The organism is Micromonospora sp. NPDC000207, assembly GCF_040300925.1.
Lineage (GTDB): Bacteria > Actinomycetota > Actinomycetes > Mycobacteriales > Micromonosporaceae > Micromonospora.
Genome location: NZ_JBEPEQ010000018.1, coordinates 38,233 through 65,114, shown reverse-complemented (window position 1 = coordinate 65,114; position 26,882 = coordinate 38,233). Strand labels below are relative to the sequence as shown.

The 26,882-nt window shown below is 71.9% G+C and carries 24 protein-coding genes; 15 read left to right on the top strand and 9 right to left on the bottom strand.

The features are described 5' to 3' along the window. The coding region (locus tag ABT336_RS07040) for a non-ribosomal peptide synthetase (protein WP_350895599.1) at window positions 1-3,459 on the bottom strand (3,459 nt) is incomplete at its 3' end. A 174-nt stretch (window positions 3,460-3,633) separates the two neighbouring features. Between ABT336_RS07040 and ABT336_RS07035 the strand changes: the two genes are divergently transcribed. Further along, entirely contained in the window at window positions 3,634-5,253 is a 1,620-nt protein-coding gene (locus ABT336_RS07035; protein WP_350895598.1) for a (2,3-dihydroxybenzoyl)adenylate synthase, read from the top strand. Here ABT336_RS07035 and ABT336_RS07030 read toward each other — a convergent pair. Then, a complete protein-coding gene (locus tag ABT336_RS07030) occupies window positions 5,243-5,968 on the bottom strand; it encodes a class I SAM-dependent methyltransferase (protein WP_350895597.1) in 726 nt (241 codons plus the stop codon). The genes ABT336_RS07035 and ABT336_RS07030 overlap by 11 nt on opposite strands. Before the next feature lie 65 nt (window positions 5,969-6,033). Here ABT336_RS07030 and ABT336_RS07025 point away from each other — a divergent pair, with 65 nt between their 5' ends. Genes ABT336_RS07025 through ABT336_RS07000 form a run of 6 tightly spaced genes read left to right on the top strand, consistent with a single transcriptional unit; the run spans window position 6,034 to window position 12,302 of the window. Further along, window positions 6,034-6,231 carry a ferredoxin gene (locus ABT336_RS07025; protein WP_350895596.1) on the top strand — a complete coding sequence of 66 codons (198 nt, stop codon included), beginning with the start codon at window positions 6,034-6,036 and terminating at the stop codon, window positions 6,229-6,231. A gap of 33 nt (window positions 6,232-6,264) precedes the next feature. Next, entirely contained in the window at window positions 6,265-7,854 is a 1,590-nt protein-coding gene (locus ABT336_RS07020; RefSeq protein WP_350895595.1) for an ABC transporter substrate-binding protein, read from the top strand. After that, a complete protein-coding gene (locus ABT336_RS07015; RefSeq protein ID WP_350895594.1) occupies window positions 7,851-8,804 on the top strand; it encodes an ABC transporter permease in 954 nt (317 codons plus the stop codon). The genes ABT336_RS07020 and ABT336_RS07015 overlap by 4 nt, the downstream gene beginning before the upstream one ends. Further along, entirely contained in the window at window positions 8,801-9,589 is a 789-nt protein-coding gene (locus ABT336_RS07010) for an ABC transporter permease (RefSeq protein WP_350895593.1), read from the top strand. The genes ABT336_RS07015 and ABT336_RS07010 overlap by 4 nt, the downstream gene beginning before the upstream one ends. Beyond that, the gene (locus ABT336_RS07005; RefSeq protein WP_350895592.1) at window positions 9,589-10,962 is read left to right on the top strand and encodes an ABC transporter ATP-binding protein; all 1,374 of its coding nucleotides are present in this window, start codon (window positions 9,589-9,591) and stop codon (window positions 10,960-10,962) included. Before ABT336_RS07010 ends, ABT336_RS07005 begins: the two co-directional genes overlap by 1 nt. Beyond that, on the top strand, window positions 10,959-12,302 hold the full coding sequence (locus ABT336_RS07000; RefSeq protein ID WP_350895591.1) for a salicylate synthase: 1,344 nt from the start codon (window positions 10,959-10,961) through the stop codon (window positions 12,300-12,302). The genes ABT336_RS07005 and ABT336_RS07000 overlap by 4 nt, the downstream gene beginning before the upstream one ends. A 6-nt stretch (window positions 12,303-12,308) precedes the next feature. On the opposite strand, the gene ABT336_RS06995 is transcribed toward ABT336_RS07000, so the two are convergent. Both ABT336_RS06995 and ABT336_RS06990 read right to left on the bottom strand, forming a co-directional pair. Then, window positions 12,309-13,643, bottom strand: coding sequence for an amidohydrolase family protein (locus ABT336_RS06995; protein WP_350895590.1), 1,335 nt, complete (start codon window positions 13,641-13,643; stop codon window positions 12,309-12,311). A gap of 20 nt (window positions 13,644-13,663) precedes the next feature. After that, window positions 13,664-14,389, bottom strand: a complete 726-nt coding sequence (locus ABT336_RS06990; RefSeq protein ID WP_350895589.1) for an Atu4866 domain-containing protein — start codon at window positions 14,387-14,389, stop codon at window positions 13,664-13,666. Between the two features lie 102 nt (window positions 14,390-14,491). Between ABT336_RS06990 and ABT336_RS06985 the strand changes: the two genes are divergently transcribed. The 4 genes from ABT336_RS06985 to ABT336_RS06970 all read left to right on the top strand — a co-directional run bounded on the left by ABT336_RS06985 (window position 14,492) and on the right by ABT336_RS06970 (window position 17,257). After that, window positions 14,492-15,361, top strand: coding sequence for a helix-turn-helix transcriptional regulator (locus ABT336_RS06985; protein WP_350895588.1), 870 nt, complete (start codon window positions 14,492-14,494; stop codon window positions 15,359-15,361). A 17-nt stretch (window positions 15,362-15,378) separates the two neighbouring features. Further along, window positions 15,379-15,507, top strand: coding sequence for a hypothetical protein (locus tag ABT336_RS06980; protein WP_350895587.1), 129 nt, complete (start codon window positions 15,379-15,381; stop codon window positions 15,505-15,507). Continuing rightward, on the top strand, window positions 15,504-15,863 hold the full coding sequence (crcB, locus tag ABT336_RS06975; protein ID WP_350895586.1) for a fluoride efflux transporter CrcB: 360 nt from the start codon (window positions 15,504-15,506) through the stop codon (window positions 15,861-15,863). The genes ABT336_RS06980 and crcB overlap by 4 nt, the downstream gene beginning before the upstream one ends. A 161-nt stretch (window positions 15,864-16,024) precedes the next feature. Further along, on the top strand, window positions 16,025-17,257 hold the full coding sequence (locus ABT336_RS06970) for an RCC1 domain-containing protein (protein WP_350895585.1): 1,233 nt from the start codon (window positions 16,025-16,027) through the stop codon (window positions 17,255-17,257). 100 nt (window positions 17,258-17,357) lie between these two features. Here the strand turns inward: ABT336_RS06970 and ABT336_RS06965 are convergent, their stop codons facing one another. Beyond that, complete coding sequence (locus tag ABT336_RS06965) at window positions 17,358-18,095, bottom strand: VOC family protein (RefSeq protein WP_350895584.1); 738 nt, start codon at window positions 18,093-18,095, stop codon at window positions 17,358-17,360. A 254-nt stretch (window positions 18,096-18,349) separates the two neighbouring features. Here ABT336_RS06965 and ABT336_RS06960 point away from each other — a divergent pair, with 254 nt between their 5' ends. After that, window positions 18,350-19,495 (top strand): hypothetical protein, encoded by a 1,146-nt coding sequence (locus ABT336_RS06960; protein ID WP_350895583.1) that lies wholly within the window; start codon window positions 18,350-18,352, stop codon window positions 19,493-19,495. 61 nt (window positions 19,496-19,556) lie between these two features. Here ABT336_RS06960 and ABT336_RS06955 read toward each other — a convergent pair whose 3' ends face one another. The 3 genes from ABT336_RS06955 to ABT336_RS06945 all read right to left on the bottom strand — a co-directional run bounded on the left by ABT336_RS06955 (window position 19,557) and on the right by ABT336_RS06945 (window position 22,132). Further along, window positions 19,557-20,576 (bottom strand): aldo/keto reductase, encoded by a 1,020-nt coding sequence (locus ABT336_RS06955; protein WP_350895582.1) that lies wholly within the window; start codon window positions 20,574-20,576, stop codon window positions 19,557-19,559. Between the two features lie 207 nt (window positions 20,577-20,783). Next, window positions 20,784-21,305: a hypothetical protein gene (locus ABT336_RS06950; RefSeq protein ID WP_350895581.1), complete on the bottom strand. Its 522-nt coding sequence runs from the start codon at window positions 21,303-21,305 to the stop codon at window positions 20,784-20,786. Between the two features lie 563 nt (window positions 21,306-21,868). Next, complete coding sequence (locus tag ABT336_RS06945) at window positions 21,869-22,132, bottom strand: hypothetical protein (RefSeq protein WP_350895580.1); 264 nt, start codon at window positions 22,130-22,132, stop codon at window positions 21,869-21,871. A gap of 444 nt (window positions 22,133-22,576) precedes the next feature. Here ABT336_RS06945 and ABT336_RS06940 point away from each other — a divergent pair, with 444 nt between their 5' ends. Further along, window positions 22,577-23,536 (top strand): AraC-like ligand-binding domain-containing protein, encoded by a 960-nt coding sequence (locus tag ABT336_RS06940; protein ID WP_350895579.1) that lies wholly within the window; start codon window positions 22,577-22,579, stop codon window positions 23,534-23,536. A gap of 426 nt (window positions 23,537-23,962) precedes the next feature. Beyond that, entirely contained in the window at window positions 23,963-25,306 is a 1,344-nt protein-coding gene (locus ABT336_RS06935; protein ID WP_350895578.1) for a cytochrome P450, read from the top strand. Here ABT336_RS06935 and tnpA read toward each other — a convergent pair. Continuing rightward, a complete protein-coding gene (gene tnpA, locus ABT336_RS06930) occupies window positions 25,303-25,668 on the bottom strand; it encodes an IS200/IS605 family transposase (RefSeq protein ID WP_350895576.1) in 366 nt (121 codons plus the stop codon). The genes ABT336_RS06935 and tnpA overlap by 4 nt on opposite strands. 112 nt (window positions 25,669-25,780) lie before the next feature. On the opposite strand from tnpA, the gene ABT336_RS06925 reads away from it, so the two are divergent. Then, window positions 25,781-26,878 carry a substrate-binding domain-containing protein gene (locus tag ABT336_RS06925; protein ID WP_350895575.1) on the top strand — a complete coding sequence of 366 codons (1,098 nt, stop codon included), beginning with the start codon at window positions 25,781-25,783 and terminating at the stop codon, window positions 26,876-26,878. Window positions 26,879-26,882: the final 4 nt, after the last annotated feature.

Here is a 26,882-nt window from a genome sequence, read left to right as displayed (position 1 = left end):
GGCCGGACCGGCGGCCGGACCGGCCGTCAGGGTGGCGGCGAAGTCGCGCAGCGCCGGAGCGGTGAACAGGGCGGCGATGCCGGCACCTGTCACCCCCCGGTCCCGGAGGCGGCTGATCATCCTGGTGGCCAGCAGGGAGTCGCCGCCGAGGGCGAAGAAGGAGTCGTCGCGTCCGATCCCGGTGGTCCCCAGCAGCTCCGACCACACCTCTGACACCAGACGTTCCACCCCTTCTCGGGGCGCGTCACCCGGGGTGGGGGTGTCGGCGGCGGCGGACAACCGGGCGGCGACGGCCCGGCGGTCGAGTTTGCCGTTGGCGGTCAGCGGCATCGACTCGGCGACGACCAGGTGTTCCGGCACCATGTAGACGGCGAGCCGGTCGGCGAGCCACCGCCGGAGGTCCTCGGCGGTGAGGGGCCTGCCGTCGGTCGCGGCGTAGAGGCCGAGTTGCCGGGTGGGGCCGGTGACGACTGTGGCCACGGCGTGGATCACTGCGGGGTGGGCGTCGGCGGCGGCCTCGACCTCGCCGAGTTCGATGCGGTGGCCTCGGATCTTGACCTGGTGGTCGGCGCGGCCGAGGAACTCCAGGGTGCCGTCGTGGTGGTAGCGGGCCCGGTCCCCGGTCCGGTACCAGCGTCGGCCGTCGTGGTCGACGAACTTCTCGGCGGTCCGGGTCGGGTCACCCCGGTAGCCGTGGGCCACTCCGGGGCCGCTTACCCAGAGTTCACCGGGGACGAAGTCCGGCCGGTCCCGACCCCTGTCGTCGGCGACCCGGACCCGCATGTTGCGCAGCGGCACCCCGTAGGGGATCGACCGCCATCCGGGGTCGACGTCGCCGACCTCGAAGACTGTGCTGTGGATCGCGGCCTCGGTCATGCCGCCCAGGGCGGCGAACCTGGCCCGGGGTGCCAGCGCCCGCAGCCGGGCCGGCTGGTCCAGACCGACCCAGTCGCCGCCGAGCATCACCAGGCGCAGGCTGTCCGGCAGTCCCGCGTCGGCCGCCGCGCTGAGCAGCATGTCGAGCAGGGCGGGCACGCAACTGATCACCGTCACCCGGTGGCGACGGACCAGGTCCGCCCAGCGGTGGGCGTCGCGGCGGCTGCCTTCGTCCACCACGACGACCGACCCGCCGGTGCGCAGCAGGGCGAACATGTCGTACGCGGAGAGGTCGAAGTCCAGTGCGGACAGGGCGATGGTCCGGTCGTCGCCGCCGACGGCGAAGACCTCGGCGACGGCGTCGACGGTGTTGACGACGGCCCGGTGCGGGACCTCGACGCCCTTGGGTTCCCCGGTGGATCCGGAGGTGAAGATGACGTAGGCCACCGACTCGGGGGTGGCCGGTGCCACCTGGGCCGGGGGCAGGGGGGTGGCGTCGGCGATGTCCAGGACGGGCACCTCGGCGTCGGCGGGGCGATGGCCGGCGTCGGTGAGGACCGCCCGTACCCGGGCGAGGGTGTGCAGTCGCCGCTGCCGGGCCGGGGGCTGGTCGACGCCGACGGGCACGTACGCGGCACCCGCCGCCAGGATGCCGAGGACGGCGACCACCTGCGCCCGACCCTTGGGGAGGGTGACAGCGACGGAGTCTCCGGGACGGACGTCGTGGTGGTGCAGCAGGGTGGTGACCCGCAGGGCGGCGCTGGCCAGTTCCCCGTAGGTGAGGTCGCCGTTGTCGTCGTCGACGAGGGCGGTGCGGTCGGGTGTCCGGGCGGCGCGGGCGAAGAACCGGTCGTGCAACAGCTCGGCGGGGACGTCGTCCCCGGTGTCGTTGATCGCGGACCGGGCGGCGAGCTGTTCGGCGGGGGCGAGTTGCCCGACGGGCCGGGTCCAGGTCGCCTCGTCGTGCAGCAGGTCCTCCACCAGACGCCGGTACGCGGCGAAGGCGTGCTCGGCGACGCCGGGTTCGAAGACCTCGCTGCGGATGTCCCAGTTGAGCAGCAGCCCACCGTCGAGTTCGGTGACCTGGGCGTCGAGCCAGACCTGCGGCCCCTGCGAGATGATCCACACGGGGGCGCCGAAGCGGTCCTGGACCTGTGCGTCGAAGATCTCGCCGAGTCCGAGGGCGCTGGTGTAGACGACCGGGGCGAGGACGGGGGTGCCGTCGCCGAGGCGGGAGAGGTCCCGCAGGACCTCGACCCCGGGGTACGCGCCCCGGGCGACCGCCTGGTGCAGGGTGTGCTGGACCTGGCGGGCCTGCTCGGCGAAGGGCAGCGGCCGGGTGAGGTCGACGTCGAGCAGTACCGAGCTGCTGAAGTCGCCGACGAGTCCGGCGGCACCCGGCACGTCGACGTCCCTGTCGAACAGGGGCAGGTTGAGCAGGAACCGTTGTTCGGCGCTCCAGCCGGCCAGGATCTCGGCGAACGCGGTGGCGAGCACGGCCGCCGGGGTGAGGGAGTGTCGCCGGGCGAGCCGGGTGAGGGTCTCCCGGTCGGTGGGCGTGATGTCGTGGTGCAGCCGGGTGGTGGGGTGGAACCGGGGCTGCGTGGATTCCGGCTGGAGCGCGTCGACGACCGTCGGCAGTTGCGGGGCGCGGCTGAGCTCCGGCAGCCGTTGCTGCCACCACTGCCTGGCGGCGGCCCGTTGCGGGGCGCGTCGGGTGGCGCGTCGTTCCAGGTATCGGGCGAAACTGCCGGTGACGGGGGCCAGGTCGGTGTCGGGTGCGTCGTAGAGGTGGCGGAGGTCGTCGAGGAGGATGCGGAGGCTTGCCGCGTCCGCAGCGATCATGTCGAGGTCGACGTGCAGCCGGGTGGCGCCGTCGGGCAGCAGGGTCAGTTCGACGACGAGGACTTCCCCGTCGTCGACTGCCATCCGCCGGTGGGTGCCGGTGTGCCGGATCCTGTCGAGGTGGTCCCGGCGGGCGACGGCGTCCAGGGCGCGCAGGTCGTGCACGGTCACCGTGGCGTCGCCGGTGTCGGGGAGGATCAGTTGGTTGCCGTCGTCGAGGATCCGGGTACGCAGCATGGCGTGTCGGCGACGCAGCAGTGACACGGCGGTGCGCAGCCGGTCCGGGTCGACGTCCCGGCCGTCGAACTCGACGTAGAAGTGCGCGCCGACGCCGCCGAGGGGCTGCCCGTCCTGGCGGCCGATCCAGTAGGCGTGCTGCATCAGGCCCAGCGGGAAGGGTTCCTGCGGGTCGACGGGGCCGGTCGGGGTCTCGGCGGCGGCCGGGTCGACCGGCGACGGTTCCGCGACGGCGGCCGAACGGGCTGTGGCGTCGGTGAGCAGCATCTTCTGCCACGCGGCGAGGGTGGGGGTCTCGGCGAGGGCGTCGAAGCCGATGTCGTGTCCGCCTCGCCGCCAGGCGGCGGCGAGGCGGATCAGGCGCAGGCTGTCGAGTCCGAGGTCGAACAGGTCCTCGTCGGGGGCGATCTCGTTCTCGGGTACGTCCAGCGCGGCGGCGGTGACGGCGCGGATCCGGTCGGCGGTCAGTGGTGCGGTGCGGGGTCGAGGTGCCTGGGGCACGGTCCGGTTCACCCTTCTCGCGTGGCGTGGGTCGGGACGGGCCGGGGTTCGGTCACCGGGCCGCCGTCGGAGGGTGCCCTGCATTGCACATGAACACCATTGTCAACTAGCGTCACTCTAAACACCCCACCCGTGGTTGCGCCACCCCGGGGTCCGTCGTCGAGGAGGTCCACCGTGGATGGTCGGGACTGGCCGAGCTGGCCTGAGGAATTCGCCGCGCGATACCGATCGGCAGGCTGGTGGCGTGGGAAGACCTTCGGTGACCTGCTCACCGATTGGGCCGCCCGGTTCGCCGACCGTACGGCGCTCGTCGACGGCGGGACCCGCATCACGTACGCCGAACTCGACGGCACCGCACACCGACTCGCCAGCGCCCTGTACGCCCTCGGGCTCCGCCGCGGTGACCGGGTCGTCGTCCAGCTACCCAACCGTGCGGAGTTCGTCCTGCTCTGGTTCGCCCTGCAACGGCTCGGGGTGGTCCCGGTCCACGCCATGCCCGGCCACCGCCGATCGGAGGTCGGTCACCTCGTCGCGCGGTCCGGCGCGGTCGGCTACGTCGGTCCGGACCGGCACGCCCGCTTCGACCACCGGCGCCTCGCCGCCGAACTCCGCACCGCCCACCCCGGCCTGACCCACGTGATCATCGACGGTGAGGTCTCCGACGAGGACGGATTCCACCGGCTGGCCGACCTGGTCGCCGCAGGTGGGGAACCGATTCCCGACACCGACCCCCCGACCCCCGGGGACCTGGCACTGCTGCTGCTCTCCGGCGGCACCACCGGGATCCCGAAGCTCATCCCCCGCACCCACGACGACTACGCCTGCAATGCCCGGCTGGCCGCCGAGATCTGCGGCCTCGGACCGGACACCGTCTACCTGGCGGTACTGCCGATGCCGTTCAACTTCACCATGAGCTGCCCCGGTGTGCTCGGGACGTTGCAGGGCGGCGGAACGGTCGTGGTCGCCCGGGATCCCAGTCCGGCCACCGCCTTCCGACTCGTCGAACGGGAACGCGTCACAGTCGTCGCGCTCAACCCGCCCCTGGTTCCGGCGTGGTTGCAGGAGAACGCCGAGACCGCGCCCGACCTGTCGAGCCTGCGGCTGCTCCAGGTCGGGGCGGCCCGCCTCGCCGACGACCTGGCGCGGCGGATCGAACCGAAACTCGGCTGTCGGCTGCAACAGGTCTTCGGCATGGCGGAGGGGCTGCTCAACCTCACCCGCGCCGAGGACGACGACCAGGTCGTCTGCACCACGCAGGGGCGACCGATCTGCCCGGACGACGAGGTCAGGGTCGTCGACGAGGCCGGGGACCCGGTGCCGACGGGCGGGACCGGTGAGCTGCTGACCCGTGGGCCGTACACGATCCGGGGCTACTACCGGGCCGGGGAGGTCGACCGGACGGGCTTCACCCCGGACGGGTTCTACCGCACCGGAGACCAGGTGCGCGCGCTGCCCTCGGGACACCTGGTGGTGGTGGGACGGATCAAGGACCAGATCAACAGGGGCGGAGAGAAGATCGACGCGACGGAGGTGGAGGGGCACCTGTCGGCGTACCCCGGGATCCTGGACGCGGCCCTGGTCGGCGCGCCCGACGAGGACTTCGGGGAACGACCTGTGGCGTTCCTGGTCTGCGCCGGGGACCCGCCGACCGCCCGGTCCCTCGGCGCCTTCCTCCGCGACCGGGGGGTGGCTGCCTACAAGCACCCCGACCGGGTGGTCGGAGTGCCCCGGATGCCGTTGACCGCCGTCGGGAAGACCGACAAGCGGGCGCTCGTCGCGTCGCTCACCGGGTAGCCACGACCACCACCCCGGTACGCCGTGGCCGCAGGCCCGCCTCGGTCAACTCCTGGCAGAGCTGCGGCAGGGACACCTCCCAGGAGACGTGGTCGGCGGTGAGGCGCTGGACCACCGCACCCGCCGCCCGGACCTCGGTGGTGATCCGCCAGCGCACCCGGCCGGGCTCTCCGGGAACCACCACGCCGGTGTTGTGGTACTCCCGGGCGCCGATGCGAACCCGGTTCTCCTCCTGCACGCCGGGGACCCCGACGTTGACGACCAACGGTGCGCCCGGTGCCAGCCGACCCGCCACCGACCGCCACAACTCCCGCCGCTGCACGGGGTTCAGCTCGGCCACCGCGTTGGCCAGCAGCACCGCGCAGACCCGGTCGGGAAGGGGCGTCCCGGTGGCCGTCCCCGGCAGCACCGTGACCCGACGGGCGAGGTCGGGGTCGCCGCCGATCCGGGTGAACATCGCGGTGCGCAACGCCGGGGAGGGCTCCACTGCCAGCACCTCGACGTCGGGATTGAGCCGGGCGACGAGTTCGGTCCCGCGCCCGGTTCCCGCCCCCATGTCGACGGCGGGGCCGTGGTGCGGGTCGAGGCCCCGGAGCTCCGCCGCGAGCGTCGGGCCGAGAGCCCGCCACATGCCGGCCACCAGGAGGTCGAAGTGCTCGGCGTGCGTGTCGTAGGCGGTGTGGTCCACGTTTCCTCCCGGAACCCAGTTGAACATGACAACAGTTTTCGTTTAGGGTTTCCACCGTACCGGCACCGGACACACCTGCGCGAGGAGAACCGATGCGGGTCACCGCGAACACCGACGTCTGCGTGGGAGCAGGGCAGTGCGTACACGCCGCACCCACAGTCTTCGACCAGTCCGATGACGACGGACTGGTGGTCCTGCTCCGCACCGACGTCACCCACGCCGACGCCGAGGCCGTCCGCACCGCCGTCGAACGGTGCCCGTCCGGCGCCGTCGAGCTGCTCGAACGCTGACCACAGCCGTCGGGCACAACCGAGGAGAAACACGTGACACACCACATCGGACGACGGTCGATGCTGCGCGGCGGTCTCGTCGCCGCCGCCGCGCTCGCCACCGGACCGGCCCTGCTGGCCGGCTGCGGCAGCGACGCCGACCCGACCCCGTCCACCCCCTCCGGGCCACCCAGGCGCGGAGGGACCCTGCGCGCCGCCCTCGTCGGCGTCGGCGCCGCCGAGACCCTCAGCTACTTCCACGGCGGCACCAACCTGGACTTCGTCCGGGCCAGGGCCATGCACGCCGCGTTGGGCAACCTCGACCCCACCGCTCCCGACGGGGTCCGCTACGAGGTGCTCGAAGGCATCGACGTCAGCGCCGACCTGCGCAGCTACACCCTGCGCATCCGGCCCGGACTGACCTTCAGCGACGGATCCCCGCTGACCGCCCGCGACGTCCTCTACTCCCTGATCACCCCGAACGACGACCCCAGGGCACTCGGCGTCTACAAGACCCCCGGACGCAACTTCGACCTCGCCAAGGCCGAGGTCAAAGACGTACGGACCCTCGTACTGCCCACCCTCGCCCCGATCGCGGACGGACGCCTCCTGCTCTGCCAGGGCAACTACCTCGTCCTCAGGGAGGGCAGCCGGTTCGAACAGAACGCGCCCACCTCCGGCCCGTTCCGGCTCACCACCTTCGAACCCGGGCAGGGCACGGCCCTGGTCCGCAACGACGAGTTCGCCCTACCCGGCCTGGACGGGGCGTACCTCGACGGCCTCGAACTGCGCAACATCCCCGACAGCGACGCCCGGGCCAGCGCCCTCACCAACGGCCAGGTCGACTTCGCCGGAGACCTCGCCCCGATCACCGCCCGCACCCTCGACGGCGACGACCGGGTCGTCGTCACCCGCAGCGAGTCCCCCTACGTCTCCGGGCTGTTCTTCCGCCTCGACATGACCCGGAAGCCCTTCGACGACCCCCGGGTCCGGACCGCCTTCAAACTCGCCGCCGACCGTCAGGCGATGCTCGACACGGTGCTGCACGGCCGGGGCGTCATCGGCAACGACCTCCTCTCCCCCGGGTTCCCCGGATACGCCGACGGCATCGAACAACGACCCTTCGACCCCGACGGGGCCCGAGCACTGCTGGCCGAGGCCGGCGCCCGGAACCTGGAGGTCACCCTCACCACCGGCCCGGAGACCCCCGGCATGGTCGAGGTCGCCACCCTCTACGTGGAGAACCTCAAGCAGATCGGGGTCCGGGCGACCCTGCGGGAACTGCCCGCCGGGCAGCTGTTCGCCGACTTCCCCGCCTACGTCAAGCTCCCCTTCGCGGCGAGCTTCTCCGTGCCGGTGCCCCCCATGCCCCTCTACCAGGTGTCCTACGGCGGGCAGAACCCCTCCGCGCTGGGCTGGAACCGACCGGACGTCGACGCCCTGGTGACGAAGGCCCGCAGCACCGCCGACCCCGCCGAGGCGAACCGGGCGGCGGTCGCCGCCCAGCAGGCGATGTGGACCGACGGCAACACCATCGCCCCGGTCTTCAAGCCCTTCGTCACCGCCACGGTGCCCACCCTGCGGGGTGTCCGCGAGGACCTGTTCGAGCAGTTCCCCGGATTCAGTCGGGCCTCCCTGCGGTGACCTGGGGTCGGTTCCTGCTCCTGCGTCTCGCCGCCGCCGTCGCCGCGCTCGCCGTGGTCTCGGTCCTCGTCTTCGCCGCCACCGCCGTCCTGCCCGGCGACGCGGTCGGGGTCCTCAGCGGCGCCGACACCACCGCGGCCCAACGCGCCACCCTCCGGGCCGACCTGGGGCTGGACCGACCCGCCCACGAGCGGTACCTGGACTGGGCCGGGTCACTGCTGCGCGGTGACCTCGGCACCGCCCTGGTCGGCGGGCGGCCCGTCAGCGACCTGCTCGCGGACCGCCTGCCGAACAGCGTCCTGATCGCCGTGCTCTCCCTGCTCCTCGTGGCACCGCTGTCGGTGGTGTGCGGACTTGTCGCCGGGATGCACCCCCGGGCCGCAGCCGACCGGGCGATCTCCACGGCGACCCTCTGCGGCGTCGCGCTACCGGAGTTCGTGGTCGCGAGCCTGCTCGTCACCGTCCTGGCCACCTGGCTCGGCGTACTGCCGAGGGTCTCCCTGGTCCCCCTCGGCGGCACCCCCCTCGACACGCCGGAGATCCTCGTCCTGCCCGTCCTGAGCACCGTCGCCGTCGGGCTCGCCGCAGCCACCCGCCTCATCCGCACCGCCGCCGCCCAGGTCGCCACCGCCCCCTTCGTGGAGGCCGCGCGGCTACGCGGCGTCACCGGCCCCCGGCTGGCCCTACGACACGTGCTGCCCAACGCGATCGGACCCGCCGTCCAGTCCCTCGCCCTGGTGACCGCCGCACTCGTCGGCGGAACCGTGGTCGTCGAGACCATCTTCAGCTACCCCGGGATCGGGTACGAACTCCAACAGGCCGTCGCCAACCGCGACGTCCCGGTCGTGCAGGGGCTGACTGTCGTCCTGGCCGGCATCGCACTGGTGGTCCTGCTCCTCGCCGACGTCGTCGCCCGACTCGTCGACCCACGACAGGGACGACACCCGTGACCCGCCTCGCCGCCCGGGCCGGGGTGCTCCTCGTCCTCGCCGTGGCCGTCCTCGGACCGCTCCTCGTCACCGGTTCCCCCACCGAACAGGTCGGTGTCCCCTACGCGCCCCCCGGACCCGGCCATCCCCTCGGCACCGACGCCCTCGGACGGGACCTGCTCGCCCGGGTCCTCACCGGCGGACGGGTCGTGGTCACCCTCGCCGCCGGAGCCACACTGCTCGCCACCGCACTCGGCGTCCTGGTCGGGGTCAGCGCGGGGCTGGCCCCACGCCACACCGCCGACCTGCTCGTCCGGGTCACCGACCTGGTCGCGATCGTGCCGGCGGTCCTGGTCATGCTGGTCCTCGCCGCCGGATTCCCCGGCAGCGACCTCGCCGTCCTCGCCGCAGTCACCCTGACCACCACACCCTTCTCCACCCGGGTCGTCAGCGCGGCGACCCGCGCCGTCGCCGGATCCGGGTTCGTCGAGGTCGCCCGGGGGCGCGGCGACACCCCGGCCCAGGTCCTGCGCCACGACATCCTGCCCAACATCGCCGGTACGGTCCTCACCGACGCCGGCATCCGCTTCGTCGCCGCCGTCCACCTCACCGCGACGGCGGGCTTCCTCGGCCTCGGTCGAGGCGCACCCGCACCCAACTGGGGACGGATGGTCCAGGAGAACCTTCCCGGGTTGAGCCTCACCCCGCTGCCGGTGCTCGTCCCCGCGCTGCTCATCGCGGTCCTCGCCGTGTCGGTGAACCTGGTCGCCGACGACCTCGCCGCCCGCACCGCCGGAGCCACCTGATGATCGCCGAGATCTCCGGGCTGGTCGTCGGGCCCGTCGACGGCGGCGAACCCGTCGTCGACGACGTCGACCTCACCATCGCCCCCGGCGAGATCGTCGGCCTCCTCGGCGTCTCCGGTTCGGGGAAGACCACCCTGGCGCTCAGCCTGCTCGGCCACCTCCGACCCGGCCTGCGGCTCCGGGCGGGCCAGGTCCGGGTCACCGGGGTCGATCCCTTCGGTCCGCAGGGCCGGGCGCTCCGCGGCCGTGTCGTCTCACTCCTCGGACAGGACCCCGCCGCCGCGTTGAACCCCGCCCGCCGCATCGGCACCCAACTGGCGGAGGTCGCCGGGCCGGACCGGGTCACGGAACTACTGGCCACGATGGACCTCCCCACCGACAGCGCCTTCGCCCGACGCCGACCCCACCAGATCTCCGGCGGGCAGGCCCAACGGGTGGCGCTGGCCGTCGCCCTCGCCGGAACCCCCCGCCTGCTGATCCTCGACGAACCCACCAGTGGTCTCGACGAACCCCTCGCCCGCGACCTGCGGCGGAGGCTCACCGCCTACCTCCGGGACCGGGGCTGCGCCGCCCTGGTCATCACCCACCACCCCACCCTTGCCGAGACCATCGCCGACCGGGTCGTCCACCTCGACGCCGGACGTCTGGTGCCCCCGCCCGCCCCACCCGACCCGCCGCCCATCGCGGTCACCCCCACCGGGGCGCTGTTGCAGGTCCACGGGCTGCGGGCCGGGTACGGTCGGCTGACCGTCGTCGACGGGGTCTCCTTCGACGTCCCCGCCGGAGGATGCACCGCGATCACCGGCCCCTCCGGCGCCGGCAAGAGCACCGTCGCCCGCTGCGTCGCCGGGCTCTCCGCCCGTACCGGAGGGCAGGTCAGGCTGGCCGGCGTCGACCTGGCACCGGCCGCGCGGCACCGCACCACCGCCCAACGTCGAGCCGTGCAGTTCGTCGGACAGGACTCCGTCGGGGCGCTCAACCCCCGTGAAACCGCCCTGAAGGCGTTGCTCCGCCCACTGACCACCCTCGGGGTGCCGGACCCGAAGGACCGGGCCCACGCACTGCTGGACCGGGTCCGGCTCCCCGCGGCGGCGGCACACCGGCTACCCGTGGCCCTCTCCGGCGGGGAACGTCAACGCCTCAACCTCGCCCGCGCCCTCGCCGCCGACCCCCGGGTGCTGGTCTGCGACGAGGTCACCTCGGCACTCGACCGGCGCACCGGCCACGCGGTCCTGGACCTGCTCGCCGAAGTGTGCGCGGAACGGCACCTCGGCGTACTCATGATCAGCCACGACCCGGAGGTCGTCGCCCGTTGCGCCCACCACGTGGTGGAAGTACCGACCCCGTACACCCCTGAGGAGCACCGCACGTGACCACGCCCCGACAGCTCACCCACCGACGGGTTCCGTTCGACGCCGACCCGGTGGCCACCGCCGCCACCCTCGCGGCGGGTTCGGACCAGCCGTACGTCGTCTACGAGCAACCCGAGGCGCTGTGCTGGGCCGAAGGCGAACTGGCAAGCGTCGTCGTGGCGGACGCGACGACGACACTGACCCTCCCGGACCGTCAGGTGGACTTCGCCGCCGGCCCCTCGATCTTCGACGGGGTACGGCGAGCCCTGGCGGCACTGCCCTTCACGGGCTGGCGGGTCTACGGCTGGGCCACCTTCGAGCTGATCTGCGACCCACCTACCCCGCACCGGAGCGTCCACCTCGTCGTCCCGGAGCGGGAGATCCGGTTCGGCGCGGGCAGCGCCCTGCTGGTCGCCCCCAGCGAGGCCGACCTCGACGTGCTGCACGCGCGTCTCACCGACGCGGTCGACCGGGCGCCTGTGGTGTCGGCGCAGACGCGGATCGCCGTGAACCTCACCGGCGAGGAGACGGTCCCCTACCGCAGGGCGGTGGCGGACGCCATCGCAACGATCCGGGACGGCGACCTGGACAAGGTGATCCTCTCCCGGACCGTCGCCGTGCCCGACGAGGTCGACCTCGCGGCGACCTACCTGACCGGCCGTCGCGGGAACTCCCCGGCCCGTTCCTTCCTGCTGCGTCTCGGCGGCTGGGAGGCGGCCGGTTTCAGCCCGGAGATCGTCGCCCGGGTCACCCCCGACGGCACCGTCGTCACACAGCCCCTCGCCGGCACCCGCGCCCTCGACGGCAGCGCCCCGCTCGACGCCGCCCGCCGCAGCGAGCTCTACCGGGACGCCAAGGAGGTGTTCGAACACGCCCTCTCGGTCCACCTCGCCGCCGCCGAGATGTCCACCGTCTGCGCCGCCGGCACCGTCGGCGTCCACGACTTCATGACCGTGAAGGAACGCGGCAGCGTCCAACACCTCGCCTCCGAGGTCGACGGACGCCTCGCCGACGACACCACCGCCTGGGACGCGTTGTCGGTGCTGTTCCCCGCCATCACCGCCTCCGGGATCCCCAAGCGGGCGGCCTGCGACCTGATCCGCCGGGTGGAGCCACAGCGCGGTCTGTACAGCGGTACGGTCCTGACCGCCGACGCCGACGGCACCCTGGACGCCGCGCTGGTCCTGCGCAGCGTCTTCCGGCACGACGGGAGGACCTGGCTGCGGGCCGGGGCCGGAGTGGTCGCCCAGTCCGACCCCGCCCGGGAACTTGAGGAGACCCGCGAGAAGCTGCTCAGCGTCTCCCGGTTCCTCGTCCCCGCCGAGCAGCCGGACCGGGTGACCGCCGCGACGGTCGGGTAGCCCGGTTCACCTGTCGGCGGCGGCGAGGACCGCGTCCCGCGAGGCGGTCACCTCCACCCTGAGCTCGTCCAGGTCGACCCCCACCAGTTCACCGGCGAACTTCCGGAACCGCCCCGCCACCAACACGATCTCCACGTTGCGGGCGTCGGCACCGAGGACCAGGGTGCCGACCGCGTCGTTGAGCGGCATGTTGTTAACGGCGGCGGCGTCCACCACCACCAGGTCGGCCTGCCTGCCCGGGGCCAGCGAACCGGTCACCTGCCCCAGGCCGACGGTCCGGGCCCCCTGCCGGGTGGCGAAGTCCAGTACGTCCCGGGTGGTGATCCGCTCCGGCACGGTGTCCGTGCCGTAGGCCGCGTTGACCGCCCGCATCCGCTGGACCGTGTGCAGGGCCCGCATCTGGGTGAACATGTCACTGGCCAGGGCCACCTCCACGTCGATGCTGAGGCCGGGGCGGACGCCGACGGCGAGCGCCTCGTCGATCGCCGGCACCGCGGTCTCCAGTCCGATCTGGGCGTCCGAGGTGGGCGCGAGCGACACCGTCGTACCGGTGTCGGCGATCGCCCGCCACGCTCCGGCGGTGAGCCCGGTGGCGTGGATGAGCGTCACCTCCGGGCCGAGCAGTCCGGCGTCGGCCCAGCGGAGGATCGCCGCCGACGAGGCCGCGCCGAAGACAGCGTCGATGCTGACACCGATGCCCAGGTCCCGGGCGACGGCGGCCAGTTCGGGGCCGTACGCGAGCTGGGGTCCGGCGATCTCGTGGGTGGCCAACGCTGCCAACCGGAGCGTGACCAGCCCGTCCCCGCCACCGTGGTACGCGGTGTGCAGCCGCCCCAGGTCGGCGGGCCACTGCCGGTCCCAGTCGCCGAAGTGCGGCCCCATGGAGGCGTGCACACCCCGGAGACCGGTGTCCGACAGGGCCTGGACGGCCGCGTCGGAATGGGCGGCGCTGCGGGAGTTGTGCGAGAAGTCCAGCATCGTGGTGATGCCCGCGTCGAGGGCGGTCAACGCCGCCAGGCGGGTGCCGACGTACATGTCGTGCGGGGTGTACGCCGGGGCGAGCCGACCGAGGGTGGACACGACGTACGCGCCCAGGTCCGTCACGTCGGGGATGCTGCGCCGCAGCTGGGCCTGCCAGGCGTGCCGGTGGGTGTCGACGAAGCCGGGGGCGACGATCCGGTCGGTGGTGTCGACGATCCGGGCGTCGGCGGCACCCGGGTGGGAACCGAGGTCCGCGCCGACGGCGAGGATCCGGTCGCCCTCGACCAGGACGTCGCCGGGGGCCAGGTCGCCGACGGCGGGGTCCATCGTGACGACGGTGCCGCCGGTGAAGAGGATCATGTGAGGGTCTCCTGTGGTGGTCATCGGCGGTGGAAGACGTAACCGGCGTGGTGCAGCACCCCGTCGGTGAACTGGCCGTACGCCCAGAACCCCAGGTCGTCGAGGTAGACGATCCGGTCGCCCTCGATCCAGAACGACCCCTGGTACGCGTGCGGTCGGCCGCCGCGCGTCTCGTCGTACCGGCCGTCGGCGGTCAACTCCTGGTGCACGAACCCGGTCTGGTCGATCCACATCCCGAGGTGTCGGCTCTCGACCTGACGCGGCTGTCCCGGGTCCCGGGTCACCGGAGGTTCGGTGACCAGCCGCCGTCCGTCGACGGCATGGACGCGGCCGTCCACGACCACTGCGGCTGCCTGCTCGTACCGCCAGATCAGCCGGTCCAGCGACGAGGTCTCCCCCGGGTCGACCGCGAGCACCGCGAAGGTGGCCGGGTTTCCGGGCGTGAGGGTGCCGACCCGGTCGGCGGCCCGGCTCCGCAGGCCGGCGCGGGCGACGTGGTCGGTGACGCCGGGCACGATGGTCAGGCCGGTGCAGTCCACGACGACGGCGTTGTCGTCGCCGGCCGCGGTGTGCAGGCCGGGGCCCACTCCGACGACGACGTCACCGCCGAGCAGGAGGTCCGCGCCGGTGAGGTCACCGATCAGCGGGTCGAGGGTGTGGATGGTGGCGTTGACGAACATCAGCGGACGCCGACTGTCGGCGTCGATCTCCGCCAGGACGTCCTGGTTCAGGATGGATCGGGTCATGCCCCCACCGTCGGCGTCGTCGCCGGAACCGACCAGGGTGGGTTCGTCAGGGGTGTGCCGCACCCTGGCTGACGGCGTCGGACCCCGCCTAGCGTGGTGGGCATGACCGCCAACGAACTGGGAAGATTCCTCGCCGCCCGGCGGGACAGGATCCAGCCGGAGGACGTCGGCCTGGTCTCGCACCGGGTCCGCCGGGTGGCGGGCCTGCGCCGGGAGGAGGTGGCGGTGCTCGCCGGGGTGAGCGCCGACTACTACACCCGGCTCGAACAGGGCCGGGAACGGCATCCGTCGGCGTCGGTGCTGGGTGGGATCGCCCGCGCCCTCGGGCTCGACGCCGACGCCCGCGAGCACCTGTTCCGACTCGCCGGGGTCCCGCTCGACGGCCCACCCACACCCGCAGTGGAGCACGTCGACCCGGGGCTGCGGCAACTACTCGACGCCTGGCCCGACCTGCCCGCGTTCGTGTTCAACAGGCGGCTCGACCTGCTGGCCCACAACGCCATCGCCGCCGCCCTGTTCGCCGACTTCGCCGCCCGGGACAATCTCGCCCGGATGACCTTCCTCGACCCGGCCGGGCGGACCTTCTTCCCCGACTGGGAGCGCACCGCCGAGACGTGCGTGGCGAACCTGCGGCTCGCCCACGGTCACGACCCGACCGACCGGCGGACCGGGGGCCTCGTCGCCGAACTGGAGTCGGCGAGTGAGACGTTCCGTCGGCTGTGGCGGTGCCACGAGGTCCGGGGCAAGACCCACGAGGCCAAGACGTTCCGGCACCGCGCCGTGGGTGAGCTGACCCTCGCGTACAGCACCTTCGACGTGCGCGGGAACGCCGGGCAGCAGTTGGTCGTGTACCGGGCGGAGCCGCACAGCCGCGACGCCCACGCGTTGCGGCTGCTCGGGATGCTGGCCGCCACCGACCGGCGCGACGCCGGGAACGGGTCGGGGCACTCGTCGACATCCAGCAGGCCGTAGCCGCCGGTCGGGCCGGGTTGGGTCTGCTCTACCTGGCGGCCACCCTGCTGGCGGCGTTGACGGCGGTCTGGGCTGGAGTCGGCGTGACCGGGCGGCTGATCCGCCGACGACCGGCACGGCGTCCCGACGGGCAGGAGACCCGGTGACGATGCTGCTGGTGTTGCTGGGTTCCGCCGTCGGCGCGCCGCTGCGCTATCTCACCGACCGGATGATCCAGGCCCGTCTCGGGTCGGTCTTCCCCTGGGGCACGCTGACAGTCAACGTCACCGGGTCTCTGCTGCTCGGCTTCCTCATCGGGTTACCGGCCGACCCTGCGGTGGCGGCGCTGGTCGGAACGGGTTTCTGCGGCACGCTGACCACCTACTCCACCTTCGGCTACGAGACCCTGCGCCTGGCGCAGAACGGTGCCTGGTTCCAGGCTGCCGTCCACATCGTCGTCTCGATCGGGGCCGGCCTGGGAGCCGTGTACGTCGGCGTGTCCCTGGCCGCCGCCGTCGTCTGACCTGCCGCCGCCGTCGCCTGACCGTCCCGATACTTCCACGCTGATCCACGTAGATGGATATCGATGTAGAGTCTGATCACACGAAGTGACAGGTCGCTGGCGACCTGCCGGGGCAACGCCGCCTCCACTCTGCAGAACCAACGATGTCTGGGGAGAAGGACATGAACGAGAAGCAGGAGGGTCGGCTGCGGACCCGGTGGCGGCGGGCAGCCCGAACCGCCACCGCGACGGTGGCCTCCATCGGGGCGGTCGTCCTCGCCCTCGGCCTGACGGCAGGGGCGGCCGTGGCGGGAACCAGCCCGGCCGACCCGGGCACCTCGAACGTCTCGGTCGCCGCCACACCGGTGTCCCGGGTCGCCGTCGGTGACCTGCACACCTGCGTGATCCGTACCGACGGGACACTCTGGTGTTGGGGCAACAACTTCAACGGACAACTCGGCGACGGAACCACCACGGCCCGGTCCGGCCCGGTCCGGATCGGCACCGCCACCACCTGGGCGCGGATCGACGCCGGCAAGAGCAACACCTGTGGGGTACGCACCGACGGCACCCTGTGGTGCTGGGGCGGCAACAACAACGGGCAACTCGGCGACGGGACGACCACGGGCCGGACCAGCCCCGTGCAGGTCGGCACCGCCACCACCTGGGCCAGCGTCAGCACCAGCACCAACCACACCTGCGCGATCCGGACCAACGGCACCCTGTGGTGCTGGGGCCTGAACGGTCACGCGCAGCTCGGCACCGGTCCGACCCCCCTGCTGTCCACCACCCCGCTACAGGTCGGCACCGCCACCACCTGGGCGAACGTCGCGACCGGGTACGCGCACAGCTGCGCCACCCGCACCGACGGAACCCTGTGGTGCTGGGGTAGCAGCTCCGACGGGCAGCTCGGTCTCGGCATCCTCGACTTCCGGGCCACACCGACGCAGGTGGGCACCGCGACCACGTGGAGCGGGGTGACCGCCGGATACGTGCACACCTGCGCGGTCCGCACCAACGGGACCCTGTGGTGCTGGGGCGAGAACGGATACGGCCAGGTGGGTGGGAGCGGCGGCTTCCAGACCACCCCACTCCAGGTCGGCACCGCCACCACCTGGGCGAAGGTCGACACCAGCATCGACACGTCGTGCGCGACGCGTACCAACGGCAGCCTGTGGTGCTGGGGCCGCAACACCTACGGGCAGGTCGGCGACGGCACCACCACCCACCGACCGACTCCGACCCAGATCGGCACCGCCACGACCTGGACCGACGGCGTGGCCGTCTCCTACCACGCGTGCGCTCCCCGCACCGACGGCAGCCTGTGGTGCTGGGGCGACAACTTCCTCGGGCAGCTCGGCGACGGCACCACCACCGGCCGGTCGACCCCGGCGCAGGTGACCCTCCCGGCCTGACCGGTACCGTCGGCCCGTGCCGCCGCCGTCACGGCGGCGGCACGGATACCCCGTTCGAGCTGCGGAACCCGGGGTCGTGACCGGCGCAGACCGGCCCGGGTCAGCCCGGGGTGAGCAGACAGAACTCGTTGCCCTCCGGGTCGGCGAGCACCGTCCACGGGACCACTGCCGCACCGAGGTCGACGACGGTGGCACCGAGGGTGACAAGTCGCGCCGTCTCCGTCTCCGGGTCGTCACCGGGGTACGGGCGGACGTCGAGGTGGACCCGGTTCCACCCGGTCTTGGCCTCGGGCGACCGGACGAACCGCAGGTACGGGCCGACGCCCTTGGCGGAACGCAGCACCGCGTCGTGGTCGGTCACCTCGTGCACCGTCCAGTCCGTCGCCGCGCCCCAGAACCGGGCCATCGCGCGGGGGTCCACGCAGTCGACCACCACCGCGGCGATCGGCCCGGTGTCCTGGTAGAGGGGTCGGGGATCCAGCACGCAGAACTCGTTGCCCTCCGGGTCGGCCATGACAGTCCACCCGACGTCGCCCTGTCCGACGTCGGCGGGCGTCGCGCCGAGATCCCGCAGACGCGTCTCCAGCTCCGTCCGATGGGCGGCCGAGGTGGTGGCGAGGTCGACGTGCACCCGGTTCTTCCCGGCCTTCGGTTCGGTGGAGACGACGACGTCGATGCAGACTGCCGCCGGATCGGGGTAGGCGAAGCCCTCAGGTTCCAGGTTCGTGACCCCGGGCGCCTCGCTGGAGATCCCCCATCCGAGCGCCGCCGCCCAGAAACCCCCCAACGCGGAGTCGTCCCGAGCCTTCATGTTGATCTGTACGAGCCGGGTAGCCATGTCGGCCATGCTAGCGGCGGTCCGGGATCCCGATCGGTCGGCCGGCTCCCGTACGGCCGGCGCAATTCACAGGCGTCGGTCGCGTAGGCGACAGGACAAACAGGAGTTCTGGTCTCAGCTGATACTCATACCGGGTGGCGAAGAACTCTCACTGGTTCCGACGGTACCGGAATGCACGTATAAGCCGCTTGGTCACCTCTCCCGAAACGACCCCGACCCCCGACACAGACACCCATCCACGTAACTGGCCATTGGTGCTGTTCATCGTGGTGGCCGCCCTTCTCCTCATGGCCGTGCGCTATTGCCTCGTGGTCAGCGGGTTGCTCTTCGGATCGACCCGGATCGTGCTGGTGGACGTCGCACTCTGTGCAGTGGTTCTGCTGGTCGCCACGGTCGCCTACCGAGCCCGCATCCCCGGTCGCAGCCCGGCGTCCCCCGAGGGATCGACTCCGGCCGGCCTACTCGGGATCGTGGCCGCGCTGCTGGGGCTGCCCGCCCTCGTCGGATCGCTGCTGAACTTCGTGGCGCCGCCGACCCCTGCGGAACTCCCACTGCCGGCCTGCCCGGCCGTGCAGACGTACGACACCGCCTTTCGCGGAGTCACCAACGGCCCGACCGGCAACTTCGCGCGATCCGGACCTGGTCTGGCTTTTCCCCAGACCGATCGGTTCACCCGGGACTGTGTCGTCGGCTTCACCGGTTACTGCATCGGGGATCCCGTGCAGGATCCGATCGTGCCCGGGTGGGTGAACACCCGTTGGCTGCTCGCCGCCCGACACGAGAACGAACCCTCCCGCACGTTGGCCAGATGGTTGTCCGGTGAACCGGCGGCCCCGAGGTTCCTCTCCAATGCCTACCTCGTCCCGCAGAGCCCCGACGAGAAGCTGCGCCACCTCGGTGACCGCTGCCCGGACGGACTCCCGCTGCCAGGCCGGGCGAGCCTGACCGCCGAGATCTCGTCGGCCACGAAGGTGGACTTCGAGGTCGAGGCAGCCCACGCGTTCAACATCGGCATCGCCGTCATGGTCCTCGACCCGGATGCCCTCCGGTCCGGCACCGCGACCCGCCAGGTACTCGGCAGCGCCACCAAGCCCGGTGGGACCGCCGGAAAGACCTGGGACACGGGTGATCTGACTGTCGATCTCAGGCCCGACCGCCCTCGCACCACGGTGGTGGCGCTCGCCGTACCCTGCCTCGATCCCCTGGCTCCCGCTCCACCCGACACGGCGGCGACGCTGGCGTTCGAGGTCAGCGCGACGTCGGCCGTGAAACAGGTTCCGGCCGTGCCGGCTCTGCACCCCGACCAGTCGGCGCGGCTGCGCGCCATGGCCTGCGACACCCAGAGCGACGAGGCCGCCATACAGCAGGGTGAGGGACAGTCCGGCGGTCCTCCGGAGTGAGAGCACTCCGGAGGACCGCCGGGTCGGACGAAGCGGACGAGCTCCGGTCCCTCCCCGCCGCTCAGCGTCGACGCAGCGCCGGGTCGAGCAGGGCCGGCGGGGTGTCGTGCTTCTCGCCGGGGGCGAGGTCGACGCCCGGTGCGACGATCGCGTCGATCGCGTCGAGTACGTCGGTGGAGAGCACGGTGTCGGCGGCGGCGAGATGGCTGCGCAGATGGTCGATCGTGCGAGGGCCGACGATGGCGCTGGTGACGCCCGGGTGGGCGGTGACGAAAGCGAGCGCGAGTTGGATCAGGGTCAGCCCGGCCTCGTCAGCGACCTTGGCCAACTGCTCGACGGCGTCGAGGCGCGCCCGGTTGGCGGGGATGCCGAGGTCGAAGCGTTCCGGCAGGACGTCGGCGCGGTGGGTGGTGATCTCCCGCCCCGCTCGGACCGCGCCCGACAACCATCCCGAGGCGAGCGGGCTCCAGGCGAGCACGCCGAGCCCGTACTGCTCGGTGACGGGCAGGACGTGCGTCTCGATGCCGCGTTGCAGGATCGAGTAGCTGGGCTGCTCGGTGACGTACCGGCTGAGGCGGTGTTCCCTGGCGGCCCATTCGGCCTGCACGATCCGGTACGCGGGGAACGTCGAGGAGCCGAAGTAGCGGATCTTGCCGGCGCGCTGGAGGTCGGTCAGCGCGGACAGCGTCTCCTCGTCGCCTGTGGTCGGGTCCCACCTGTGGATCTGGTACAGGTCGACGTGGTCGACGCCGAGCCGGCGGAGGCTGTCGTCCAGGGCGGTGTACAGCCAGCGGCGTGAGCTGCCCCGGTGGTTGCGCTCGTCGCCCATCGGCAGGGTCGCCTTGGTGGTCAGGACGATGTCGTCGCGGCGGCCGGCGATGGCCCGGCCGACGATCGTCTCGGATTCGCCCTGGCTGTACCGGTCGGCGGTGTCGATGAGGTTGATCCCTCCTTCGAGGGCGGCGTCGATGATCGCGGTGGCGTCGTCCTGGCCGGACCGGCCGATGCCGCCGAAGTTCATAGCGCCGAGCACGAGGGTGCTGACCTCCACTCCGGTGCGACCGAGGGTGCGGTACTGCATGGTGATCCTCCGCTTCCACTTCGGAGCGCCTGTTCCGGTTGTTGGGCGGTTGTCGATCCCCACAGCGTCGACCGACAACCGCCCCCTCGACAGTCGAGAGAACACCAGAGCCAGGAGGTGGGTTACTTCCCCCCTTGCTCATTTGCTCAGCACGCGAGCCTCACCGAAAGACTGGGAACCGGTCTGGCAGGCCGGGAACCTGACTCGTCACAGGAGCAGGTAGCCGAGCAGACCTTCGCGCCGCTGGCCCTCGCAGTTCGGATCGACGGAGTCGAAGTGTTCCCCGTTGCTGCGGACGAGGCACCGGTAGAACGCCCGGTTCGGGGCGGCCGGCGGGGCGCTGTAGGCGTACCCGATCTCCCCGATGTTGGACTTCCCCTCGCAGTTGAACTGGGGGGAGGTGAACCGGTCGTTGCCCGTCACGCACTGGAACAGTGGATGGGTGCCGGTCGCCCAGGTGGTGTGGATCTGCCCGAGGACGAACTCGGGTGCGTAACCCGCGCCCGGGTGGAACACGGCGGACATGTGGTCCTTCTTCGACCCCCAGTACCGAGTGAGCGGCGCGGTCTCGGCGAGCAGTAGACGGGGCGACGAGTCGCTGCCCGAACCGATACCTGCGGCCGTGTCCGGACGCGACACATCCCGTACGTCTTCCATGGCCGCCGCCGGTGCCGCGACACCCATCGCCATGATGGTCGCCGCGACCACCGACACGACCCGACCAGTCACACGTTGCACCCAACGAGAATTCATGGCTTCAAATTCTTGAGATTGAAATGAAGCTTGTCAATGCCTGCCGAGCTCCCAGGGCAGCACCCGACCCTCGTTCTGGAAGGCCGGGCGACCGCGCACCAGCGCTACCGCATCACCCGGGACCCGGCGGCGCCTGCCTGGTGAACCACACGGTCAGGCCCGCCACCATCGCCACCACGCTCGCCACGGCCCCCAGGATCAGGACCCTGTTCCTGCGCCCGCCCTCCGGCGGTGCCCCGCCCCCCGGACGCAGACGGGACCTCACCCGCTGCACCCACCACGGACCGCCTCCCGCCACCACGCACCGCTCGACGGCGCGATCCGGGGAGTGTACGACCATGCAGGCCTCACCGGTCGGATCAGCGGAGCAGACCCGAGCCTCTGCGCGGCCGCTGCGAGTTGCAGTACCTACTCGCGACCTGGTTCGGGTCTGCCCCTCTGTCACCGACTCGTCCGCCCCCGACACGATCCGACTGCGGTCATCACGCACGTGACGGTGTGCCATCGGCCCCATCCCACCGGGCATGGTCGACGGCGGTTCAGCCGGCTAGCCATCCGATGTCAGAGATCTTTCCGCCACCCCCGCTGGAGGAGGAGGTACGGACGCACGTCATGAAGTACTTGGCACGGGGCACCGTGAAGTTCCGGACCGTGTAGGTGCCAGGCACCGAGTTGGAGAGCTTCGCGCGCTCGTTTCCGCCCGCGTCGTAGGCGCGACAGACCACCGTTCCGCCACTGGCCGATGAGACGTTCAGCCCGATCTTCGTGGTGGTGTTGGGGGCATATCCCGTGGAGCAACTCACCGAGGGCGCCTTGGGGATACTGCAACTGAGCTCAGCCGCCGAGGCAGGCGTCCCAGGCAGCAGAATCATTCCGCCGGTGATTCCGACGGCGAGTAGAAGTCGAGCAGATGCACTCGTTCTCACGATACCTCTCTCTATTCTGGTCGATACACGATCGGTGACCCCTCGCGAGGGCCTACAGTGGTCACGATTCGAGCGGTGGCTAGCAAATCACCTCGTAGATTCGCCACACACCAATCGGGCCCCAGCGAACGAAGTGCACGTACGCGGAACCAGCAACCTCCTACCTGTCGGAGAAACAACTTCCGCGACCTGTTGCGTGCACCAATCCTCGGACGTCGCTGTCGGCCTGTCGTTAGCGCCCGGCGCACAGTCGTAACCACTCAGCGCACATCGAAGGATCGCTCGTTACGCTGGGAGCGCATCGATGAAGGGGCGGGGGCCATGATCAATGTGTTCGACGGTGCAACTATCGCCGCACGGGAACGTCTGGATGCCTGGCGGCACGTCACCGCCACTTCGCTGATACCGACGGCGCTCGACAGCCCCGTCCCCGAGGCGTTCACCGCCCACCTGCGGGTCATGCCGCTCGGCGACGCGCAGGTGGCCTCCTTGGCCTACACCTCGTTGTCATCGCGGCGGTCGCCGAAGGAGATCCGCAAGTCGGACCCGGAGCACTACCACGTCGCTCTCATCCGGGCCGGCAGCCAGGGAATCGAGCAGAACGACACGAGCACCATCCTCCAGAGCGGGGACCTCGTCATCTATGACAGCTCCAGGCCCTTCGAGGCGGTCGTCAGCGCAGCCTCACCGGCGGAGACCGTGATCCTGCAGTTTCCCAAGAGGACACTTCCGCTGCCCGTGGATCAGGTGGCCGGCCTCTGCGCCACGTCGCTGCTCCCCGAATCGGAGGGCATCGGCCGTCTCCTGGCCACCTTCCTCGCCTCGCTGACCGACGGCCGGACCCGGTGCACCGAAAGCGATGCGCTGCGCCTGGAGACCATCGTGGTGGACCTGACCACCGCCGTGCTCGCCCACCACCTGGAACGCAGGAACCCGCCGCTGCGCTCCGCCACGCACACCCTCTATCTCCGCATCATCGCCTTCATCGAGGACAACCTGCACCACCCGCAGCTGCGTCCCCCCACGATCGCCGCCGCGCACCGGATCTCCCTGCGTTACCTGCACCGCATCTTCCAGCTGCACCACGCCGACAGCGTCGCCACGCACATCCGTACCCGCCGCCTCGACCGGGCCCGTCGCGACCTGGCCGACCCTCGCCTCAGCCACCTCACCATCGCCACCATCGCACGCCGTTGGGGCTTCACCCGTCCCGCAGAGTTCAGCCGCGCCTTCCACCGTCACACCGGCGCCCCACCCCGCGACTACCGCAACACCACCTGACACGTGGACGCCCGGGAGGGGCGGGCTCGATCCGGAACATCACCCGAATCGCCGGATAGCGCCCCGCCCGCGTCGACGGGCGACACCGTCGTCGCTGGTCGAGGTCGGTCACGGCGAGGTCCGTGCCGCACCGGTTCCGGTACCGCCCCGGCGTCCGACCGACGGCCGTTGCGCCACGCTTTCCCGTCGTGACACGATCTCGCCCACGGGATCGTCATCGATCGATCGAGGAGGTAGACCATGGCACGGAAGCTGCGTTACGCGGCGGCCCGTCTGACCGGCCGCACGCGGGTCAGCGGGCGCTACCCGTACTGGTTCTACAACTACCAGTGATCCTTACCCGTCACCACGTCCGTCAGCGACCGTAGGCGACACGCGCACAGGATCCCGGCCCCGGGGTCCTGTGTTCCTCTTCTGGGAGAGCGGATGGCAGACGGCGAACGACCCGGCCGACCACCGGGCCCACCCGGGCACTGGCTGACCGGCAACACCACCGAGTACGACGCCGACCGGATCGGATTCCTGCGCCGCTGCCACAGCGAGTACGGCGACGTCTTCTCCTTCGACGAGCGGACCGTCTTCGTCACCGACCCGGACGTGGCCCACGAGGTGCTCGCCCGCACCAACGACAGCTTCGTCACCGAACTCGCCCCGTTCGGCGACCGACCCGACGTCGACCGGGCCGCCGAGGAGGCCGAGGCCTGGATGTCGGCCCGCCGGACCGTCTGGCCGGGGTTGAACCGGGCCGCCGCCGGCGCGGCGGACCTGCGTGCCGTCGAGTTCTTCGACATCGTCACGGACGCCACCGCGGGCCGCGAGGTCGACGTCCTGACCGTGATGCGCGACTTCACCGCCCACGCCGTCGCGGACTACTGCTTCGGCGCGGACGCCACCGGGATCCCCGCCCTGCTCGCCGAGAACCTCGACGCCACCGCCCCCTTCACCGCGACGTCGTTCCAGTTCCCCGCCTGGTTCCCCCTCCCCCGACACCGCCGGTTCTTCCGGGTCCACCGGCGTACCGTCGAGACGTTGACCGGGATCGTCCGCCGCCGTCGCGCCGCCTCCGGGCCACCGGCGCGTGACCTTCTCGCCCTGCTGCTGGCGGTCGATCCGCCGCTGTCGGACCACACCGTGACAGCGACGCTGCGCGGCATCCTGATGGGCGGCCACGGCATCCCCGCCGCCGCCCTGGTCTCCGTCGTCCGGGAACTCGCCCTGCGCCCCCGGCTCCTGGCCGACCTGCGCGCCGAGGCGGGCGGCCAAGCCGACGGCGGTGCTCCGGCCGACGGCCGTGCTCCGGCCGACGGCGGTTGCCCGGTCGACGGCGAGGCTCCGCCGAGGGCGCGGCTCCCGCTGGCCGAGGCCGTGGTCCGGGAGGTGCTCCGGCTCTACCCGCCGGTCTGGCTGATGACCCGGACCGCCCACGCCGACGCCACCGTCGACGGGTGGTCGCTGCGCCCCGGGGACGAGGCGCTGCTGAACCCGTACCTGATCCAGCGGGACCCCCGGTGGTGGTCGCGGCCCGACGAGTTCGACCCCGGCCGGTGGGCGCCCGGCTGCCCGGTGCCGGGTCGGGCGTACCTGCCGTTCGGTGCCGGTCCCCGGGTCTGCCTGGGCTCGATGCTGGCGCTGCGGCAGCTCACCCTCGCCACCTCCCGCCTGGCGCAACGGTTCACCCTCGACTCTCCGAACGCCACGACGGCGGCCCCGAGGTTCCTCGGCCGGCTCGCCCCGGCGGGCCTGCGCGCCCGCTTCGTCCCGCACGGCTAGGCCCCGGACCGCTGCCCGTGGCGATGTCGAGAAGCAACGAGCGGAAGCCGTTGACGCCGATCCGGCGCTACCGGAACACACGGCAGTGCTCCGTTGTTCACGGCGGAGATGAAGTCGTGCTCCTGATCCCGCCGTGAGGCGGACCGTTGTTGACTCCCGATGTACTGCCGGGTCACAGACAGTGGGGTGCCGCCGACGGACCCGGCGAAGTACGAACCCGACCACAGGCGTTGCGCCCGCCAGTAGTGGGCGGCCAGGTCGGGAAACTCTTGGCGCAGCCGCCGAGACGTCACTCCTTTGAGGGAGTCGACCAGCCGGGCGGCCACCACCACGGTGGGAGGAAAGTTGACCAGCAGGTGCATGTCTTCGACCTCATCCTCGTCATGACCGAGGGCGGCCCGGACCAGTCCACACTGGTGGCACTCGACCCGCCCGCCGAACCCCGAACCTCCTGACACCGCAGGTGAGGCGGGCATGACGACAGGGCGGCTCTTCGGGACCCAGCGGCAGGAGCGACTGCTCGCCGCGCTCCGGCTCACCGGCGCCGTGCGGGTACGTGACCTGGCCGGCGAGTTCGGGGTCAGTGAGCTGACCGTCCGGCGTGACATCGCCGCCCTGGCCCAACGGGGCCTGGTGACCAAGGTGCACGGCGGTGCGGTCCTGCCCGTGCGGGGCGGCCCGGACCGGCAGCCGCGACGCGCCCCGATGCGGTTCACCGTCGGCATGGTCGTACCGTCGCTGGACTTCTACTGGCCCTCGATCGTCGGCGGGGCGAGGGCAGCGGCCGCGGCCCTCGGCGTCGACATCAGGTTGCGCGGCTTCAGCTACGACCCCGAGGAGGACCGGCGTCAGATCAGCCTGCTGGTCGCCGGCCGACAGGTCCAGGGGCTGCTGTTGGCCCCCAGCCTGGAGGGCGACAGCGCGCAGGAGATGCTCGACTGGATCGGACGGCTCCAGGTGCCCACGGTCCTCGTCGAGCGCCAGCCACGGCGGTGGACGCCCGCCACCCGGCAGATCGAATGGGTGCGCAGCGACCACGCCCTCGGCCTGGAGATCGCCGTGCACCACCTCCGGCAGCAGGGGCACCGCCGGGTGGGTCTCGTCGTGGCCCCCGGCAGCCCGACCTCCGCCCACCTGCTCCGGGCCGGGCAGGCGGCGACCGCCGATCCGGCGGTGTCCGACGTCCTCGTGCTGCGGGACCGGGTGACGCTCGGCCCGACCGGCGACCGGGATGCCGTCGGCAGGCTCGTCCGGCGGTGCCGGCACGCCGGGATCACCGCGCTGGTCGTCCACAGTGACTCGCACGCGATGGCGATCGCACAGGTCTGCGCCGAACACGGCCTCACGGTCCCCGACGACCTGGCGATCGTCTCCTACGACGACGAGGTCGCCCACCTCGCTGATCCGGCGCTCACGGCGATCCGGCCACCGAAGAGCCACGTCGGCCGGCTCGCTGTGGAGTTGATGGTCTCGCGCCTGCTCGACGGGGAGCGCCGCCCGGCGTACCGGGTGCTCCTCGCCCCCGAGCTGGTCGTCCGGGACTCGTCGCGGCCGTGGTCGTCGATGCGCTGACGGT

Coding starts and splice junctions, on each gene's coding strand:
- ABT336_RS06985 (WP_350895588.1), top strand. CDS start 14,492: ATGACCGCCAACGAACTGGGAAGATTCCTCGCCGCCCGGCGGGACAGG.
- ABT336_RS06995 (WP_350895590.1), bottom strand. CDS start 13,643: ATGATCCTCTTCACCGGCGGCACCGTCGTCACGATGGACCCCGCCGTC.
- ABT336_RS07005 (WP_350895592.1), top strand. CDS start 9,589: ATGATCGCCGAGATCTCCGGGCTGGTCGTCGGGCCCGTCGACGGCGGC.
- ABT336_RS06925 (WP_350895575.1), top strand. CDS start 25,781: ATGACGACAGGGCGGCTCTTCGGGACCCAGCGGCAGGAGCGACTGCTC.
- ABT336_RS06935 (WP_350895578.1), top strand. CDS start 23,963: ATGGCAGACGGCGAACGACCCGGCCGACCACCGGGCCCACCCGGGCAC.
- ABT336_RS07025 (WP_350895596.1), top strand. CDS start 6,034: ATGCGGGTCACCGCGAACACCGACGTCTGCGTGGGAGCAGGGCAGTGC.
- ABT336_RS06970 (WP_350895585.1), top strand. CDS start 16,025: ATGAACGAGAAGCAGGAGGGTCGGCTGCGGACCCGGTGGCGGCGGGCA.
- ABT336_RS06955 (WP_350895582.1), bottom strand. CDS start 20,576: ATGCAGTACCGCACCCTCGGTCGCACCGGAGTGGAGGTCAGCACCCTC.
- ABT336_RS06990 (WP_350895589.1), bottom strand. CDS start 14,389: ATGACCCGATCCATCCTGAACCAGGACGTCCTGGCGGAGATCGACGCC.
- ABT336_RS06940 (WP_350895579.1), top strand. CDS start 22,577: ATGATCAATGTGTTCGACGGTGCAACTATCGCCGCACGGGAACGTCTG.
- tnpA (WP_350895576.1), bottom strand. CDS start 25,668: ATGCACCTGCTGGTCAACTTTCCTCCCACCGTGGTGGTGGCCGCCCGG.
- ABT336_RS06965 (WP_350895584.1), bottom strand. CDS start 18,095: ATGGCTACCCGGCTCGTACAGATCAACATGAAGGCTCGGGACGACTCC.
- ABT336_RS07030 (WP_350895597.1), bottom strand. CDS start 5,968: ATGTTCAACTGGGTTCCGGGAGGAAACGTGGACCACACCGCCTACGAC.